This is a genomic window from Marinobacterium mangrovicola, from assembly GCF_004339595.1.
Taxonomy (GTDB): domain Bacteria; phylum Pseudomonadota; class Gammaproteobacteria; order Pseudomonadales; family Balneatricaceae; genus Marinobacterium_D; species Marinobacterium_D mangrovicola.
Genome location: NZ_SMFU01000008.1, coordinates 629,610 through 647,193, shown reverse-complemented (window position 1 = coordinate 647,193; position 17,584 = coordinate 629,610). Strand labels below are relative to the sequence as shown.

Annotated in this window: 14 protein-coding genes; 9 read left to right on the top strand and 5 right to left on the bottom strand. The window is 57.4% G+C overall.

The window, feature by feature from the left end:
- Positions 1–140 precede the first annotated feature (140 nt).
- Genes CLV83_RS11410 through CLV83_RS11395 form a run of 4 tightly spaced genes read right to left on the bottom strand, consistent with a single transcriptional unit; the run spans position 141 to position 4,887 of the window.
- On the bottom strand, positions 141–1,442 hold the full coding sequence (locus tag CLV83_RS11410; RefSeq protein ID WP_132292051.1) for an NAD(P)/FAD-dependent oxidoreductase: 1,302 nt from the start codon (positions 1,440–1,442) through the stop codon (positions 141–143).
- Positions 1,443–1,493: 51 nt separating this feature from the next.
- Positions 1,494–2,582, bottom strand: coding sequence for an agmatine deiminase (aguA, locus tag CLV83_RS11405; RefSeq protein WP_132292048.1), 1,089 nt, complete (start codon positions 2,580–2,582; stop codon positions 1,494–1,496).
- A 17-nt stretch (positions 2,583–2,599) separates the two neighbouring features.
- Positions 2,600–3,487, bottom strand: a complete 888-nt coding sequence (aguB, locus tag CLV83_RS11400; protein ID WP_132292045.1) for an N-carbamoylputrescine amidase — start codon at positions 3,485–3,487, stop codon at positions 2,600–2,602.
- 11 nt (positions 3,488–3,498) lie between these two features.
- Entirely contained in the window at positions 3,499–4,887 is a 1,389-nt protein-coding gene (locus CLV83_RS11395) for a glutamine synthetase family protein (protein ID WP_132292042.1), read from the bottom strand.
- 319 nt (positions 4,888–5,206) lie between these two features.
- Here CLV83_RS11395 and CLV83_RS11390 point away from each other — a divergent pair, with 319 nt between their 5' ends.
- From CLV83_RS11390 to CLV83_RS11365, 6 genes are all read left to right on the top strand, one after another.
- Positions 5,207–6,565 carry a glutamine synthetase family protein gene (locus CLV83_RS11390; protein WP_132292039.1) on the top strand — a complete coding sequence of 453 codons (1,359 nt, stop codon included), beginning with the start codon at positions 5,207–5,209 and terminating at the stop codon, positions 6,563–6,565.
- A 165-nt stretch (positions 6,566–6,730) separates the two neighbouring features.
- Positions 6,731–7,834: a polyamine ABC transporter substrate-binding protein gene (locus CLV83_RS11385; RefSeq protein ID WP_279387524.1), complete on the top strand. Its 1,104-nt coding sequence runs from the start codon at positions 6,731–6,733 to the stop codon at positions 7,832–7,834.
- Positions 7,835–7,907: 73 nt separating this feature from the next.
- On the top strand, positions 7,908–9,041 hold the full coding sequence (gene potA, locus CLV83_RS11380; protein ID WP_132292036.1) for a polyamine ABC transporter ATP-binding protein: 1,134 nt from the start codon (positions 7,908–7,910) through the stop codon (positions 9,039–9,041).
- On the top strand, positions 9,038–9,940 hold the full coding sequence (locus CLV83_RS11375) for an ABC transporter permease subunit (RefSeq protein ID WP_132292033.1): 903 nt from the start codon (positions 9,038–9,040) through the stop codon (positions 9,938–9,940). The genes potA and CLV83_RS11375 overlap by 4 nt, the downstream gene beginning before the upstream one ends.
- Positions 9,937–10,758: an ABC transporter permease subunit gene (locus CLV83_RS11370; protein ID WP_132292030.1), complete on the top strand. Its 822-nt coding sequence runs from the start codon at positions 9,937–9,939 to the stop codon at positions 10,756–10,758. Before CLV83_RS11375 ends, CLV83_RS11370 begins: the two co-directional genes overlap by 4 nt.
- A gap of 268 nt (positions 10,759–11,026) precedes the next feature.
- Positions 11,027–11,683, top strand: coding sequence for a YrbL family protein (locus CLV83_RS11365; RefSeq protein ID WP_132292027.1), 657 nt, complete (start codon positions 11,027–11,029; stop codon positions 11,681–11,683).
- A 104-nt stretch (positions 11,684–11,787) separates the two neighbouring features.
- Here CLV83_RS11365 and CLV83_RS11360 read toward each other — a convergent pair whose 3' ends face one another.
- Positions 11,788–12,507: a glutamine amidotransferase-related protein gene (locus CLV83_RS11360; RefSeq protein ID WP_132292024.1), complete on the bottom strand. Its 720-nt coding sequence runs from the start codon at positions 12,505–12,507 to the stop codon at positions 11,788–11,790.
- Between the two features lie 361 nt (positions 12,508–12,868).
- Between CLV83_RS11360 and CLV83_RS11355 the strand changes: the two genes are divergently transcribed.
- The 3 genes from CLV83_RS11355 (at position 12,869) to CLV83_RS11345 (ending at position 17,419) form a co-directional block, all read left to right on the top strand.
- Positions 12,869–14,038, top strand: a complete 1,170-nt coding sequence (locus CLV83_RS11355; RefSeq protein ID WP_132292021.1) for a serine hydrolase domain-containing protein — start codon at positions 12,869–12,871, stop codon at positions 14,036–14,038.
- Between the two features lie 611 nt (positions 14,039–14,649).
- On the top strand, positions 14,650–15,747 hold the full coding sequence (locus CLV83_RS11350; protein ID WP_132292018.1) for a polyamine ABC transporter substrate-binding protein: 1,098 nt from the start codon (positions 14,650–14,652) through the stop codon (positions 15,745–15,747).
- A 268-nt stretch (positions 15,748–16,015) separates the two neighbouring features.
- Entirely contained in the window at positions 16,016–17,419 is a 1,404-nt protein-coding gene (locus CLV83_RS11345; RefSeq protein ID WP_132292015.1) for an aspartate aminotransferase family protein, read from the top strand.
- Positions 17,420–17,584 lie beyond the last annotated feature (165 nt).

The following is a 17,584-nucleotide window of genomic DNA, read 5'->3' as shown; positions in this document are numbered from 1 at the left end:
CTACAAGATGCGGGAGGAGCATCACACCGATTGGAGTTCGCACGGAGATAATTCAAACCACCTTGGATGATCGCGACGGGGCGTAGCCCCGCTCGAGAAGCACCCGGCAGGAGACGCGCCGTGGCGCCGTTTAACGACCGTTACAACAGGTCTTTCATCCGGTAGTAGAGCATCCCCATCGCCAGCAGCGGCGAACGCAGCGCCGGTCCACCCGGGAAGGTCATATGCTTGACCTTATCGAACACGTCGAAACGTTCCGCCTGGCCACTGAGCATCTCCGCGATCACCTTCGCGGCCATGTGGGTAGCGTTCACACCGTGTCCAGCATAAGCCTGGGCAAAGAGAATATTGGGCGCATCCGGCAGACGTCCAACCTGCGGCAGGCGGTTAGCACCTATGCCGATCATGCCGCCCCACTCGAAATCGATTTTCACGCCTTTGAGCTGCGGGAAGACGCGCTCAAGGTTTGGCCTCAGGGCGCCGGTAATATCGCGCGGATCCTTACCCGAGTAATTACACAGACCACCAAACAACAGCCGGCGATCCGCCGACAGATGGAAATAATCCAGCGCCACACTGAGGTCGGCAAAGGCCATATTCTGCGGAATAATCTCCGCCGACTGCGCTTCGCTGAGCGGTTCGGTGGCGATGACATAGCTGCCTGCAGGCAGAACCTTACCGCCGATATGCGACTCCAGCTTGTGTCCAATGTAGGCGTTGCCGCAGAGCACAAGGTAGTTGCAGCTCACCTCGCCATTCGGAGTCACCACACGGGGCCTGTCACCCTTGATGATCTTTTCCGCCGGCGAATACTCAAAGATCTGTACACCGGCCTCTTCCGCCGCGACCGCCTCACCCAGCACCAGGTTCAGCGGATGCAGGTGACCGCTACCCATATCGACCATCGCCCCCAGGTAGCGGTTAGATCCGATCACCTGCCCCACCTCATCACGGTCGAGGATCTTCAGATCGTAACCGTAGCCCAGTGCCTCAAGCTCTTCTCGCTCAGCGGCCATCTCATCCATATGACGCGGTTTCAGCGCCAGGTCGCAGTAGCCCATCTGCAGATCGCAGTCGATGCTGTAGCGCTCAACCCGCTTGCGGACGATGTCGACCGCCTCGATTCCCATGCGCCCGAGTGCCTCAACACCGCTGTCGCCGATCTGGTCGCGGAACTGATCCACACCATGACCGATACCGCGAATCAGCTCGCCGCCGTTACGCCCGGACGCTCCCCATCCGACGCGTTTGGCTTCCAGCAGCGCCACGGAAAAACCCCGCTCAGCCAGTTCCAGCGCGGTATTCACGCCGCTGAAACCGCCCCCGACAACGCAAACATCTACCTCCAGGGATCCAGACAGCGACGGTCGTTCTTTCTGATAGCGCGCCGTCGCCGTGTAAAAGGAGTTGGGGTAGTCATTGCTGTGTACGGGGTCTTTCATCTGAGCCTCCCGGGTCCATCGGGTTAATAGGTGATAAACACTCTTAAGGTCTTACGGCATAGGTTGCTGCTGGGTTATACAATGAATATTGCCGCCACCTAGCAGGATCTCACGTCCCGGCACGGCGACAATCTTCCGATCGGGGAACATCTGCTGCATCAGCGCCTGTGCTGGCTCATCCGCCGGGTCATCAAAGCGCGGCATAATGACACCGCCGTTAACCAGAAGGAAGTTCACGTAGGAGCCCGCCAACCATTCGTCAGGGGTTCTTGGCTGGCTGCCCTCCACCTGCTCCACGCCCTCACATTCGGCCTCGGTGGCGTAGATCGCTGACGGCAGCGGCATCTTGTGGACTTTAAGCTCACGCCCCTTGGCATCGCGGCTCTGCTCGATCACCGCCAGTGCCGTGCGGCAACGCTCGTAGTTGGGGTTAGCGGGATCATCGGTCCAGGCCAGCACCAGCTCACCGGGCGCCACGAAGCAGCAGCAGTTATCCACATGGCCGTCGGTCTCATCGTTGTAGAGCCCTTCCGGCAGCCAGATCACCTTGCTGACGCCCAGGTAGTCACCCAACAGCTGTTCCAGGTCGGCGCGGCCGAGGTGCGGATTACGGTTGGGGTTGAGCAGGCACTCTTCGGTGGTGATCAGCGTGCCCTCGCCATCCACATGGATGGAACCGCCCTCAAGCACGAAGTCCGCGGCATAGCGATCACAATCAGCAACAGCAGCCATTTTAGCTGCAACCCGCTCATCCTTATTCCATGACGCATAGAGCCCGCCGTTCTCGCCGCCCCAGGCATTAAAGCGCCAGTCCACGGCACGCACGGTTTTTCCGTTGCTGACGAAAGTCGGCCCGGTATCCCGCGCCCAGGCATCATCGCTGGAGATTTCCACCACGGAGATCCCGGGATAATCCAGGGCTAGCTGCGCACGGTCATACTGCGCGGCACTGGCGCCGACGGTCACCGGCTCGAACTCGGCAATCGCTTTGGCAACCGCGGTGAACGCCTGTTGCGCAGGCACGGCGCCGTCACGCCAGTTGTCGGTACGTTCCGGCCAGATCATCCAGACGCGTTGCTGCGGCGCCCACTCGGCGGGCATACTGAAACCATCCTGTAGTGGCTTGGCGTTCACTAGCATCGTTTATCTCCGTTCTATTAGCCTACCGATTTATGAGAGCCATCCAGCGTGGCCACAGCGCTGTACAGATCCGGCCGACGGTCGCGGAACAGCCCCCAGGACGCACGTTGCGCCGCCAGCTGATCCAGATCGAATGACTGCACCAGCACCGTTTCAGATTCCTGATCCGCTTCGGCGCAGAACTCGCCATCGGGACCTGCGATAAACGAGGAACCGTAGAAGCGCAGCTCCACTTCGCCATCACGTTCGCGACCGATGCGGTTGGAAGCGATCACCGGTGTCAGATTGGCGGCGGCATGGCCGCGCTGGGTGTTCTGCCAGTGCAGGCGTGAATCCAGCGTAGCGTCCTGGGGCTCACTGCCGATGGCCGTCGGAAAAAACAGCAGCTCGGCGCCGGCCAGGGCCATGGAGCGCGCCGTTTCCGGGAACCACTGATCCCAGCAGATCGCGACACCGATGCGGCCATAAGCCGTATCCCAGACGCGGAAACCGGTATCGCCGGGCGAGAAGTAGAACTTCTCGCTATAACCCGGGCCGTCCGGAATATGGCTTTTGCGATAAACTTCCGGCAGCACCTGACCGTTCGCATCAATCACCACCAGCGAGTTAAAGCGCGCCTGACCGGCACGCTCATAAAAACTGATCGGCAGCACCACGCCCAGCTCTTCGGCAACGCCACGAAAATGCTGGATCGCCGGGTTCTCCTCGACGCTGGTAGCCAGCGCAAGGTACTCGGCATCATGACGCTTGCAGAAGTACGGCGTCTCGAACAGTTCCTGCAGCAGGATAACCTGGGCGCCCTGAGCCGCCGCCTGGCGTACCAGCTTTTCGCCGTTAGCGATATTCTCTTCCACACTGTCGCTGCAGGCCATTTGAGTGGCCGCGACAACTACCGATCTTGTCATTGTTATTCTCCTCAAACTGTATGCAGGTACCAGGCGTATTCCAGGTCGGAAATCGTCTGTTCAAACTCCGCCAGTTCGTGCTCTTTGCAGGCAACGAAAACATCCAGGAACTCGGATCCCAGGTATTCGCGCATTACGCTGGAAGACTCAAGTGCACGCAGGGAATCACGCAGGTTGCACGGCAGGCTCGGATCCACCTTCTCGTAGGCGTTGCCCTCGACCATTTCATTGGGCTCCACCTTGTTGGTGATGCCGTAATGGATCGCCGACAGCATGGCAGCCATCATCAGATAGGGGTTGGCATCGGTGCCGGCCACGCGGTGTTCGATACGGGTGGCTTCCGGCGCGCCGCCCGGAATACGCAGCGCGGTGGTGCGGTTCTCTATGCCCCAGGTCGGCGCCAGCGGCACGAAGAACTGGCTGCTGAAACGGCGGTAGGAGTTGATGTTCGGGCAGAGAATGGCGAAATACTGATCCAGGGTCTCCAGCAGGCCACCGAGCGCCCAGCGCATAATGTCGTTGGGCTTGTCATTATCGATGGCAAAGACATTGTTGCCATCCTTGTCTACCAGGCTGATATGCATGTGCATACCGTTACCGGCCTGATCTTCGTACGGCTTGGCCATAAAGGTCGTGTCCATGCCGTGGTCATAGGCCACGTTCTTCACCACCCGACGCAGCAGCGTGGTGTTATCGCAGGAACGTACCGGATCATCCACATGGTTCAGGTTGATCTCGAACTGCCCCGGCGCCGATTCGGCGACGATGGTATCCGCCGGCAGCCCCTGCTCACGGGCGCTGGAGATGATATCCACCAGCAGATCGGTGTATTCGTCGAGTTCATCAATGGAGTAGACCTGCACACTTTCAGGGCGCTTGCCGGAGATCGGCGAACAGGCAGGCTGCGGGCGACCGTTCACCATCTCCTGATCGATCAGATAAAACTCCAGTTCGAAAGCGGTCACCGCCTTCAACCCCAGCTCTTCGAAACGACGCACCACGCTGCGCAGAATCATGCGCGGGTCCGCGAAAAACGGCTCGCCCGGCTCTTCGTACATCGACATCAGGCACTGGGCGATGGGACGTTTTTGCCAGGGCTCCATGGAGAGGGTGCCCGGCACCGGCAGACAGATACGGTCGGAATCGCCGATCTCCAGCCCCAGACCGGTCTCTTCGACCGTTGTGCCCTGGATATTCAAGCCATAAATCGAGGCCGGCAAGGCTACGCCGGATTTAAATACTTTGGAAAGGACTGATTTATCGACTCTTTTTCCCCGTACTATGCCGTTCATATCAGCGATCAATAAATCGACGAACTGCACTTCGGGGTGTTTTTCAAGAAATGCTTCTGCTTCTTTTAATTCAGGATTTTCAGCATCCTTGGTACATACATTCGACATTTTATCTATCCAATTATTAAAAACAGCCCGATGAGTCCGGACCGGGGGCGGCGCAGCCAGGCGAGAAGCCGGGGAAGAAACGCACCAAAAAGATGCACAGATAAGGCTGACCGCACTATATATGTGCTATATAATTCTGATTTAAAAGCGGTTTACAGAAAATACCTCCTGGGGGGTATTGTTGCTAAGCCGCTCCAAAACGATGATCAAACAACACTGAAATGATAGGACGAGGTTTCCGGAAAAGTCGGTTTTAAGGTATAGATTGATCTTCGTATAAAACATTTTCCGAAAGCTTCGCAGCAGATGGTTAAATAAAATGGATAGCGATAAACCAGGCATCAAAGACTGGCTAAAAAACGAAGCGATTACCGAGGTGGAGTGTGTAGTCAGTGACCTCACCGGTATTGCACGAGGGAAAATTTCCCCGGTGGATAAATTCATCGCCGAAGGGGGCATGAGGCTCCCGGAAAGCGTTCTTTTGCAGACCGTCACCGGCGACTATGTAGAAGATGAACTCTACTATTCCCTGCTTCACCCCGCCGATATTGATTTCATCTGTAAACCCGATCCTAGCGCTGCCTTCCTGATCCCCTGGACCGAAGAGAAAACCGCACTGGTTATTCACGATACCTTCGACCGCCAGGGACGCCCCATCGAACTTTCCCCCCGTAACGTGCTTAAAAAGGTACTCGACCTTTATAAGGACAAGGGTTGGAAGCCGGTAGTAGCACCGGAGATGGAGTTCTACCTGACCGCACGTACCGCCGATCCGGACCAGCCACTACAGTCGCCGATCGGCCGTTCAGGCCGCCGTGAAAGCGGTCGCCAGTCCTTCTCCATCGATGCGGCCAACGAATACGATCCGCTGTTTGAGGATATGTACGACTGGTGCGAGGCCCAAGGCCTGGATATCGACACTCTTATTCATGAAGAAGGCACCGCGCAGATGGAGATCAATTTCCTGCACGGTGACCCCCTGCATATCGCCGATCAGGTGTTCGTCTTCAAGCGCACCATGCGTGAAGCAGCGCTCAAGCACAACGTTATCGCCACCTTTATGGCCAAGCCGGTGACCAACGAACCGGGCAGCGCCATGCATATCCATCAAAGCATTATGGATGTGGAAACCGGCCGCAACGTATTCAGCGCCGAAGACGGTCAGCGCAGCGAACTGTTCCTGGCCCACGTGGCCGGTCTGCAGACCTATCTGCCCGCACTGATTCCGCTACTGGCGCCCAACGTTAACTCCTTCCGCCGCTTCCTGCCGGATACCTCCGCGCCGGTCAACGTGGAATGGGGTGCGGAAAATCGTACCTGTGGCCTGCGCGAGCCCGCCTCAAGCCCGGAGAACCGCCGTATCGAGAACCGCCTTGCCGGCGCCGATGCCAACGTTTATCTGGCCGTGGCCGCCAGCCTGCTGGCCGGCTACATGGGCATGACCGAAAACCTGCGCCCCACCCCACCCATCGAAGGCCGCGCCTACGATCGTGACAACCTGCGTTTGCCGGTCACGCTCGAGGAAGCCGTACAGCAGATGGATGAATCCCAGCAGGTGCGCGAGTACCTCGGCGACCTGTTCGTCGATGGCTATATCGCCACCCGCAAAGCGGAAATGGAAAACTTCAAACGCGTCATCAGTTCCTGGGAACGGGAGTTCCTGTTGCTGGCCGTCTGAACCGAAAACATATAAGAATTTCCGGCGCGCCCTGCGCATAACCAGGGCGCAGCCGGAAGCCCTCTGCCCCTTGTTGTAGAAGCCATAAAAAACCGATCTGAGATCAAGAACAACAACTGACAGCCACGGTCATTACCGGGCTTCCTGTAACAGCTGAGGAGAGAAATGATGACATCAGGTTTCAAACGTACCCTGCTCGCGGCATCAACAGCGTTGGCGCTTTCCACCGCAGCCCAGGCCGCCGAAGAGCGTACCCTGCACGTTTACAACTGGTCCGACTACATCGCCGAAGAGACCCTGGAAGAGTTCGAGAAAGAGACCGGCATCAACGTGGTCTACGACGTTTTCGACAGTAACCAGGTGCTCGAAGCCAAGCTACTGTCCGGGCACTCCGGTTACGACATCGTCGTCCCGTCCAACAGCTTCCTCGCGAAGCAGATCCGCGCCGGCATCTTCGCCGAGCTGGACAAGGAAAAACTGCCCAACTGGGAAAACCTGAACACTACTCTGCTCAAGTCGCTGGACAGCGCTGACCCGGGCAACATGCACGCTTTCCCGTACCTCTGGGGTACCACCGGCATCGGCTATAACGCTGACAAGGTAAAAGAGGCGCTGGGTATCGATGAAATCACCTCCTGGGATGTGGTCTTCAAACCGGAAAACCTCTCCAAGCTGCAGGATTGCGGCGTTTCCATGCTCGACGCCGTGGATGAGATCTATCCGGCGGCACTGAACTACCTGGGCGAAGATCCGAACCCGACCACCACCGAAGCCGTGGACAAGGCTGAAGAAGTGGTCAGCGCGGTACGCCCCTATGTACGTTACTTCCACTCTTCCAAGTACATCACCGATCTGGCCAACGGCGACATCTGCCTGGCGATCGGCTGGTCCGGCGATATTCTCCAGGCCCAGGCCCGAGCTATCGAAGCGGATAACGGTGTCGATGTGCAGTACGTCATTCCCCAGGAAGGCGCGGGTACCTTCTTCGATATGATGGCGATGCCGGCGGATGCGAAGAACAAGGATGAAGCCTACGAGTTCATGAACTACATCCTGCGTCCGGACGTGATCGCGAAGATCTCCGACTATGTCGCTTACGCCAACGGTAACGCCGCGGCTACACCGCTGATCGACGAAGAGATCCGTAACAACCCGGGCATTTACCCGAGTGACGAAATCAGCGAAAAGCTGTACACCTTTGCTGATCTGGATCCGAAGGTGATTCGTGCGATGACCCGCAGCTGGACCCGCGTAACCGCCGGTCACTGATCCGACACAGGTTTCAACTAAAACAAAGAGCTCCGGCGCTCACGCCGGAGCCAATTCTGCCTGGAGTAGATTGATGGCATTAGCCCATAACACTCAACCGACCCCCTCCGTCGACCCCGGCGAGGAGATCCTGCGTATTGAGGGTGTCAGCAAACTGTTCGATGACGTCCGCGCCGTCGATGACGTGTCTCTGAGTATCAAGCGCGGCGAAATCTTCGCGCTGCTTGGCGGCTCGGGCTCCGGCAAGTCCACACTCCTTAGAATGCTCGCGGGTTTTGAAAAGCCCTCCAGCGGTCGTATCTATCTGGATGGCCAGGACATCACCGACCTGCCCCCCTACGAACGCCCGATCAACATGATGTTCCAGTCCTACGCGCTGTTCCCGCATATGAGCGTGGCGGACAACATCGCCTTCGGCCTCAAGCGCGACAAGCTGCCCAAGGCCGAGATCGAAACCCGGGTGAAGGAACTGCTCGCCCTGGTACACATGGAAAAATTTGCCCGCCGCAAGCCGCACCAGCTTTCCGGTGGTCAGCGGCAGCGTGTGGCGCTGGCCCGCTCTCTGGCGAAGCGTCCCAAGCTGCTGCTGCTGGATGAGCCCATGGGCGCACTGGACAAAAAGCTGCGCACCCAGATGCAGCTTGAGGTCGTCGAGATTCTGGAACGGGTCGGCGTTACTTGCGTCATGGTGACCCACGACCAGGAGGAAGCGATGACCATGGCGGCCCGTATCTCCATCATGGATGAAGGCTGGATCGCCCAGACCGGCACCCCGGTGGATATCTACGAGAGCCCCAACAGCCGCATGATCGCCGAATTTATCGGCTCGGTGAACCTATTCGAGGGCGATATCGTGGCCGACGAGCCGGATCACGCTATCATCGAATCGCCGGGGCTGAGCCAGTCGCTTTACGTGGGCTACGGTGTCTCCACCAGTGCCGAAAGCCGCCATGTCTGGCTGGCCGTTCGCCCGGAGAAAACCCTGCTATCCCGCGAAAAACCTGAAGGTCAGTACAACTGGGCGGAAGGCATCGTCGACGATATCGCCTACCTGGGCGGCATCTCGGTGTTCTATATCCGTCTGGAAAATGGCCAGATTGTCCAATGCTGCATGACCAACCGCGAGCGTCGCGGCGACAATCCGCAGTGGGAAGACAAAGTCTATATCAGCTGGGAAGCCGATAGCGGCGTGGTACTAAGATCATGAAGTTAAGCGCATTGAAGCGTCCCAATGGGCGCATCTTTACCATCGGGGTGCCCTACCTCTGGCTGCTGCTGTTCTTCGCCCTGCCGTTTCTGATCGTTCTGAAGATCAGTTTTTCCAGCATGGCGATCGCGATCCCGCCCTATGAGGCGATTTTCCATTATCGCGACGAGGTGATTGAGTTTGCCCTGAACATCGGCAACTACATTCTTCTGATGGACGACTCGCTTTACGTGTCGGCCTATCTCAACTCAGTGAAGGTGGCGTTTATCTCCACCCTCTGGTGCCTGATCCTCGGCTACCCGATGGCCTATGCCATCGCCAAGGCGCCGGCACGCAAGCAGACGATTCTGCTGCTGCTGGTGATGCTGCCGTCATGGACCTCCTTCCTGATCCGTGTCTACGCCTGGATGGGCCTGATCAGCGATACCGGCCTGATCAACACTACGCTGATGTCACTCGGCATCATCGATGACCCGCTGCGGATCATGAACACCAACACCGCGGTGTACATCGGTATTGTCTATGCCTATCTGCCGTTCATGGTGCTGCCACTGTACGCCAACCTGGTGAAGCTCGACCGCAGCCTGCTGGAAGCGGCATCTGACCTGGGCTCACGCACTCTGCACAGCTTCTGGACCATCACCCTGCCCCTGTCCAAGGGCGGCATCATCGCCGGCTCCATGCTGGTGTTTATTCCGGCGGTGGGTGAATTCGTTATTCCGGAACTGCTCGGCGGCCCCAACTCGCTGATGATCGGTAAGGTGCTCTGGCAGGAGTTCTTTAATAACCGCGACTGGCCCGTAGCCTCGGCGCTGGCGATAGTGATGCTGTTACTGCTGATCATTCCGATCGCACTGTTCCACCGCTACCAGTCCCGCACCATGGAGGCCAACTCATGAGAAAGCTTGGATTCTCCACCATCATGCTCTGGGTCGGCCTGCTGTTCCTCTACCTGCCGATGCTGATCCTGGTGATCTACTCCTTCAACGCCTCAAAACTGGTAACAGTCTGGGGCGGCTGGTCCGGCAAGTGGTATGCGGAACTGCTGAAGGATGAGCAGATCATCGATGCGGTGTTTACCAGTTTGGCGATCGCCTTCTACAGCTCATGCATGGCGGTGATCCTGGGAACCATGGCGGCCTTCGTCATGACCCGGTTCCGCCACTCCTGGGCGAAGATGACCCTGTCCAACATGATCACTGCACCGCTGGTTATGCCGGAAGTGATCACCGGTCTGTCACTGCTGCTGCTGTTCGTGCACATGGCGGACCTGATCGGCTGGCCTACCGAGCGCGGTATGACCACCGTCTGGATTGCGCACTCCACCTTCTGTGCCGCTTACGTGGCGGTGGTAGTGTCATCACGACTGCGTGAAGTGGACCGTTCAGTAGAAGAAGCGGCATTGGATCTGGGTGCTACCCCGCTGCAGTCCTTCTTCCTGGTGACGGTACCGATGATCACTCCAGCTTTGATCTCCGGCTGGTTGCTGGCGTTCAGCCTGTCACTGGATGACCTGGTGATCGCCAGCTTCACCTCGGGCCCTGGCTCTACCACTCTGCCGATGGTGGTGTTCTCCTCGGTGCGTCTCGGTGTCTCACCGAAGATCAACGCCCTGGCGACCCTGATCATATTGGCCGTCTCACTGGTGGCACTGATCGCCTGGTATGTGGCGCATCGCTCGCAGAAGCGCTCCATGGCAAGAATAAACGAGGAATAGATAACAGACAGTCATCTCCGACGGCGACACGAGGCGGGCCCTGAGCCCGCCTCTTTTTATTATGACGTCCCTGCGCCGCACCTGCTGAAACGCCAGGTCAGTTACTCTTTCCCAACGCTACCTCGTTTCTCTCCAGTTTCTCTCCAGCTTATTTCTAGCTGCTTTCCAGACTCCAGCCTCGCATACCCACACTTTTGTTGCGTACTCGTGACGCCGTTATTAAAATTTCGCGCTTCCTCTATTACTACTGCCATCTCAAGGAAGAACCATGGCCAGTGACACTATTCAACTCGATGAGTCGCTTCTCATCGGTAAGGGACTTCATCGTTTCTGCTATCAGCACCCCGAAAATCCGGCGCTCTGCATCAAGGTAAGCCTGGATAACAGCGCACGCAGTCTGAAAGAGATCAATCGCGAACTACGTTTCTACCGGTTTCTGGAAGGACGAACAGACACCGCGAATCTGGATACGATCTTGCCGCGCTACCACGGCAGCGTTGAAACCAGTGAAGGTACAGGCCATATGTTCGGCCTGGTGTTGGATGCTGACGGCAAGGTCTCCAAACCGCTGTCCTATTACCTGCGCAATGAAGCTGCCGTAGAGAAATACGGTGACCGGATACGCAGCGCTTACCAGCAGTTCAAGCTAAAGGCCTCCCTGGGCAACCTGATTACCATGGCGCTAAAGCCCTACAACATCCTGTTCCAGATAAAGGGCCAGGGTCAGTACGAACTGGTTATTGTGGATAGCCTGGGCATGGCCAATTTAATCCCTGGTGCATACCTGAGCCGTTACCTGGCGAAAACGAAGATCCAGCGCCACCTGGCCAAGTTTGAACGGATCCTTGGCGAGCGCTTCGACTTTTTCATCGCCCCGGACACTCGCCACGACACGAGTGATGAGGAACTGGCTCAGCCCTCCTGATACGTCGCGCGGCCTGTCCATCCCAAACGAAAAATGGGGCAGTGAGCCTGAGCTCAACTACCCCATTTTTGTGCAGAAGGCTGAGCAGCCGCCCAGCCTCGCTGTTATTTCCGCCCTTTCAGAAAGCGCACCATCCAGCGGGCAACACGCTCGGATTCCGGCTGCTGCCCCGTTTCCAGCCCGGCCAGGGCTTTATCGGCCACCGCTTCCGGCACGGTCGGTCCGCGACGGGAAGCGACCAGTTCACGCTCGAACGGGTTATTGAATTCCGGGTGCGCCTGCAGTGTCAGGATACGGTCGTCATAGACCAACCCCGCGTACTGGCAGAAGTCGGAGCTGGCGAACAGGCTCGCATTCTCTGGCAGTTCCAGTACCTGATCCTGGTGCATGGCGTTGATGGTAAAGCTGTCCGGCTCACCGCTGTCGACGAATCCGTGCTCACCTTCGACACGGTAGGTATTGAGACCCACACCCCAGCCGCCGTCATATTTTTGCACCTTGGCGCCAAAGGCGCTGGCCACGATCTGGTGACCGAAGCAAATCCCTACCATCGGCTGTCCCGCAGCGTAGATCTCTTTGATCAACCCCTTGAGACGCTGCATCCAGGGCAGGTCATCATAAACACCACAGCGGGAGCCGGTAATCACCCAGGCGTCAAAGCCTTCGATGGACTCGGGGAAGTGATCATCCCGCACATCGAAGACCTCAAAGCTCATCTCCGGGTCTTCTTTACCGAGCAGGGCTTCAAACATATCCGCGTAGGAACCATGTTGCCCCAGTAGTTCCGGCGGCGTGATGCCGGTGGCCAGAATTCCAGTCTTCATCTCTTTTCCTGTATCAAACTATGGGTACTGCCTGGGCAAACTGCCCGTATTCGCTCTCTATTAACTCTCTATACACAGTATCTATGCAAACAGTCTGTGCCAAAGCGTTCTGTTCTCAATCTTTGAATGCGGCTTTCAGTGTAGGAGACCCTGCCCAGGTTCAAAATATCCCCCGGTAGGTATATGTCTCTGGCCAGCGTTATCAGTAACCTGATGCTGAGAAAAGCCTGTCGCTGAATCCGGTACCAACCGCGAATGCGCGCTAGTCGATTAACTTCAGCACTGAATCCAGAGCCGCATCTTCTCACCGATCCGTTAGATCGAAGCTTTAGCCCAACACAGATTTCATCGAAGGACAGTCATGGACAGCACAGAAGGACTTGCCGAACACACTCAGTTATCCAACTGGCGAACACACCCGTTCAACACCTGGAGCTTCGTTAATGTCGAGGCACTGGTTCCCGGGGGAACGATTCATCGTGCAGGCCCTGTGACCAGTTTTGACCCAACCACTCCTCTGGATCTGGAAGCGATCAGGCTCGATTCGGGCAAAAGTGCTGCCGAAGCGATCGCCGATAGCCATACCGACGCCCTGGTCATATTGGATGATGGCCAGCTTTGTAATGAGCTTTATTTTGGCTACAACCATCGGGATACGCGACATCTGCTGTTCTCTGTCACCAAGTCAGTCACCGGTTTACTGGCCGGCATACTGGTGGACGAAGGATTACTCGATCCGTCCCGTAACGTGGCCAGCTATGTGCCGGAGCTTTTGCACTCGGCCTGGGGCGAGGCCAGCGTACGCCAGGTACTCGATATGGCGGTGTCTGTAGATTTTGATGAAGATTATCTCACCCCCGATGGCCTTCTGGCGCAGTACCGGGTCGCCATGGAGTGGAATCCTCCCACCTGCTTCCCGTTCAAAGGTGGCCTCTACAGCTTCCTGCCGCTGCTAAAAGCCGGCCCTGCCGCCCCTGGCTCTGTTCTGCATTATGCATCGCCCACCGCCGATGTTCTTGGCTGGGTGCTTGAGCGTGCCAGCGGGGAAAAAATTCCAGAGCTGTTATCCACCCGCCTGTGGGGAAAACTCGGCGCCCAGCAGGATGCCTGGATCACGATAGACGCTGAGGGCTGTTCACGCACGGCCGGTGGCCTGTGCGCGACCGCTCTCGACCTGGCACGTTTCGGCGAGATGGTCAGACACAAAGGAGCAGCTCAGGGCAAAGAGGTTGTGCCTGCTCTCTGGATCGAAGATATCCTCCAGTCAGGCAACCGCGAGACCTGGCAGCAAAGCGATCTCTACAGTCTGTTCGGTAGCGGCCACTACCGTTCTCAGTGGTATATGCCTGATCAAATACCCGGCGCCATGATTGCGATAGGTATTCATGGTCAGTGGCTATTCGTCGATAGCAAGCGGCAGGTCACCATCGCCAAGCTCTCCTCTCAACCCCTGCCGGAAGATGACCAGCTGAACGCTCAAAACCTGGAACTCTGCGACAAACTCGCCGCTGCCCTGGCATCAAGACGCTGACAGTGGCTGATCTTTCTACCAGCAGATCCCCGGCAGAACCGATAAGGCCTTTCGGGTTCTGCCGCGCACAGCCCTGACTTCAAGCAACCTCGCTCCCTGCTCTTAGTTCTTAGAACACCTGTCGCCCCGGATCAGAGGACCTTTGTTGAGCCTACCCCCTGGGAGGTATTGCCGCTCACTCCCCCCCGGCCGATGATCAAAAGGTACTCAGGGGCAACCCAGGCTTAGCGGCACAGACCCGCTGCCGGCAATAACAGGGATGATTTCAAGGATGAAGTGGCATGGAACGCGATCTACCCGATTTTAATTCCATCAGCAACAAGCCTGAAGAAGACAGACAGGTAGCACCCGCCGCCAGTTACCAGGCTGGGCTCATCTTCATCTGGAACGTCCATTCCCTGCCGGCGTTTCGACAGCCCGCTCGCAGAGCCAACTCTGACCTTTTAGCTAGGGTCGCCACTTCTGACGCCAGTCTCATAAGAAACCTCAGCGGTCCAGATGGAGCCCAGTTGCGGGCTTTGACCTGCTCAATCGGAGCGCCCCCCCTCCCCACCCAAAATGGATGGCCAGGGTTTGTACCCGGCTTTATGCAGTCACCTAGGAGAGATACGATGATATCCGCTTTCAAGCGCACCCTGCTCGCGACAAGTGTCGCACTTACCGTTTCATCAACGGCCATGGCCGAAGAGCGTACGCTCCACATCTACAACTGGTCCGACTATATCGCCCAAGATACGATCGAGGAGTTCGAGAAAGAGACCGGTATCAACGTGGTTTACGATGTCTTCGACAGCAACAAACTGCTGGAGGCCAAGCTGCTCTCGGGTAACTCCGGCTATGACATCGTCGTCCCCTCCAACATATTTATCACTAAAGAGATTAAAGCCGGCATATTCGAAGAACTCGACAAGGACAAACTGCCGAACTGGAAAAACCTGAACCCTACGCTGCTCAAATCCCTGGACGGCGTGGACCCGGGTAATAAGCACGCTTTCCCTTACCTCTGGGGTACCACCGGGATCGGCTACAACGTCGATAAAATCAAAGAAGTACTTGGAGTAGACGAAATAACCTCCTGGTCCGCCGTATTTGAACCGGAAAATATGGAGAAGCTTCAGGAGTGTGGCGTATCGATGCTCGACTCAGTGGTCGAAATCTATCCCGCCGTGCTTAACTATCTCGGCGAGAATCCCTACCCGACAGATACCGCGGGCATCGACAAAGCCGAAGCGGCCCTCAGTGCCGTGCGTCCCTACGTGCAGTACTTTCACTCATCCAAATATATCTCTGACCTGGCCAACGGTAACACCTGCGTCGCGGTGGGCTGGTCTGGCGATATTATCCAGGCGCAATCCCGTGCCAACGAGGCCGGAGCCGGCATCAATATCGAGTACGCCATTCCCGAAGAGGGAGCCCTCACCTTCTTCGACATGATGGGTATGCCGAAAGACGCTAAAAACAAGGAAGAAGCGTACGAGTTCATGAACTACATCCTGCGGGGCGATGTGATTGCCAACATCACCAACTACGTCGCCTATGCAAACCCTAACGATGCCGCCACACCGATGGTAGAGGAAGAGCTTCGCAACAACCCCGGCATCTATCCCACCGAGGAGACCAAGGAAAATCTGTACACCTATGTGGACCTGAATCACAAGGTGCTGCGCGCCATGAACCGTAGCTGGACCCGCATCACGGCCGGCCAATAATCCGGCGCTAACCAGCCGTCTTTCAAAAGGGCTCCATTGGTCACAATGGGGCCTTTTTTCGTATTTTTTATGGCTGACTGCCAGCCAGACACTGCAGCTATTCTTGCAGCCCTCCCCAAATGGCGAGGTTCAACGCCAAAATATCCCCCGGTAGGTATATGCCCCACGCCTGCGCTCTCAGTATCGTGGGTAGATGTCAGGGAAGCGATGAACAGGCCAATGGCCTTCCCTAACCGATATAGCGAACATTTGATACTGGAGAGATTGAATGAATTCAACCACCCGAGCGATCCTCAGCCCCGAGTGCACCGAAACCCAGGCAAGGGACGCGCAGCATCACCTGCACCCCTTTACCGACACCAAGGCGCTGAACGCGAAAAACGCCCGGGTCATTGAACGCGCGGAAGGGATCTACATCTGGGACAGCGAAGGCAACCGCATGATCGACGGCATGGCCGGTCTCTGGTGCGTCAACCTGGGCTATGGTCGCCCGGAGCTGGCGGAAGTCGCTGCCGAGCAGATGAACCAGCTGCCCTACTACAACACCTTCTTCCAGACCACGACCCACCCGGCCGCCAAGCTGGCTGAGCAGATCGCTGCACTGACACCTGGCGACCTGAACCACGTGTTCTTCGCCAACTCCGGTTCCGAAGCGATCGATACCGTGATCCGCATGGTACGTCGTTACTGGGAAGTGGCCGGCAAGCCCTGGCGCAAGATTCTGATCTCCCGTGAAAATGCCTACCACGGCAGCACCCTCGGTGGTGTCAGCCTCGGCGGCATGGGCGGCATGCACGCCCAGGGCACACCGATGCTGCCGGGTATCGAGCATATCCGTCAGCCCTACTGGTACGGCGAAGCCGCAGAGGGTCAGAGCGAAGAGGAGTTCGCTCTGGAGTGCGCCAAGGCGCTGGAAGACCGTATTCTGGAAGTGGGCCCGGACAACGTGGCCGCCTTCGTCGGCGAACCTATCCAGGGCGCCGGTGGCGTGATCGTGCCGCCGCCGGGTTACTGGAAAGAGATTCAGCGCATCTGCAAGAAATACGACATCCTGCTGGTTGCCGATGAGGTGATCTGTGGCTTTGGCCGCACCGGCCAGTGGTTCGGCAGCCAGACCCTCGGCATCGAACCAGACCTGATGTCCATGGCCAAGGGTCTCTCCTCCGGCTACCAGCCGATCTCCGCCGTCGCTGTGGGCGACCGTGTAGCCAACGCGCTGATCGAGGATGGCGGCGAGTTCAACCACGGCTTTACCTACTCCGGTCACCCGGTGGCCGCTGCAGTGGCGCTGGAAAACATCCGCATTCTGCGCGATGAGGGCATCGTCGAGACAGTGGGTGCCGATACCGGCCCCTACTTCCAGCAGCAGCTGCGCGAACGCGTGGGTCAACATCCGCTGGTCGGCCATATCGAAGGCACCGGTCTGGTCGCCGGCATGGCGCTGGTCAAGAGCAAGGAGCCCAAGGCGTTCTTCGGCAAGGATCAGGATGCCGGCACCGTCTGCCGCGACCACTGCTTCAGCAACGGGCTGGTGATGCGTGCCTGCGGCAACCGCATGGTGCTGTCACCGCCGCTGATCATCAGCCGCGAGCAGATCGATGAGATGATCGACCTGATCCTGGTTTGCCTCGACAAGACCGAAGCCAGCCTTAAGGAACTGGGCTGGATGTAACAGGATGTTGAAAAGCTATCTGCGTTGCTGAATGCGGCGTTAAAAACAGGCTCACAGGCATTGCATGAACGCACTTCAGTGCGGCCCCACAGGGGCGAGCGGAGCGAGTAATATGCTCATTTAGTTTACTAAACTCCGCTTTTTCGCCTGTTTTTACCCGGGCGG

What these genes read in the sequence shown, in the direction of transcription:
- CLV83_RS11345 (WP_132292015.1), top strand. Translation starts at nt 16,016, where the DNA reads ATGAATTCAACCACCCGAGCGATCCTCAGCCCCGAGTGCACCGAAACC.
- CLV83_RS11370 (WP_132292030.1), top strand. Translation starts at nt 9,937, where the DNA reads ATGAGAAAGCTTGGATTCTCCACCATCATGCTCTGGGTCGGCCTGCTG.
- aguB (WP_132292045.1), bottom strand. Translation starts at nt 3,487, where the DNA reads ATGACAAGATCGGTAGTTGTCGCGGCCACTCAAATGGCCTGCAGCGAC.
- CLV83_RS11385 (WP_279387524.1), top strand. Translation starts at nt 6,731, where the DNA reads ATGATGACATCAGGTTTCAAACGTACCCTGCTCGCGGCATCAACAGCG.
- CLV83_RS11360 (WP_132292024.1), bottom strand. Translation starts at nt 12,507, where the DNA reads ATGAAGACTGGAATTCTGGCCACCGGCATCACGCCGCCGGAACTACTG.
- CLV83_RS11390 (WP_132292039.1), top strand. Translation starts at nt 5,207, where the DNA reads ATGGATAGCGATAAACCAGGCATCAAAGACTGGCTAAAAAACGAAGCG.
- CLV83_RS11355 (WP_132292021.1), top strand. Translation starts at nt 12,869, where the DNA reads ATGGACAGCACAGAAGGACTTGCCGAACACACTCAGTTATCCAACTGG.
- CLV83_RS11365 (WP_132292027.1), top strand. Translation starts at nt 11,027, where the DNA reads ATGGCCAGTGACACTATTCAACTCGATGAGTCGCTTCTCATCGGTAAG.
- CLV83_RS11410 (WP_132292051.1), bottom strand. Translation starts at nt 1,442, where the DNA reads ATGAAAGACCCCGTACACAGCAATGACTACCCCAACTCCTTTTACACG.
- CLV83_RS11375 (WP_132292033.1), top strand. Translation starts at nt 9,038, where the DNA reads ATGAAGTTAAGCGCATTGAAGCGTCCCAATGGGCGCATCTTTACCATC.
- potA (WP_132292036.1), top strand. Translation starts at nt 7,908, where the DNA reads ATGGCATTAGCCCATAACACTCAACCGACCCCCTCCGTCGACCCCGGC.
- CLV83_RS11395 (WP_132292042.1), bottom strand. Translation starts at nt 4,887, where the DNA reads ATGTCGAATGTATGTACCAAGGATGCTGAAAATCCTGAATTAAAAGAA.
- CLV83_RS11350 (WP_132292018.1), top strand. Translation starts at nt 14,650, where the DNA reads ATGATATCCGCTTTCAAGCGCACCCTGCTCGCGACAAGTGTCGCACTT.
- aguA (WP_132292048.1), bottom strand. Translation starts at nt 2,582, where the DNA reads ATGCTAGTGAACGCCAAGCCACTACAGGATGGTTTCAGTATGCCCGCC.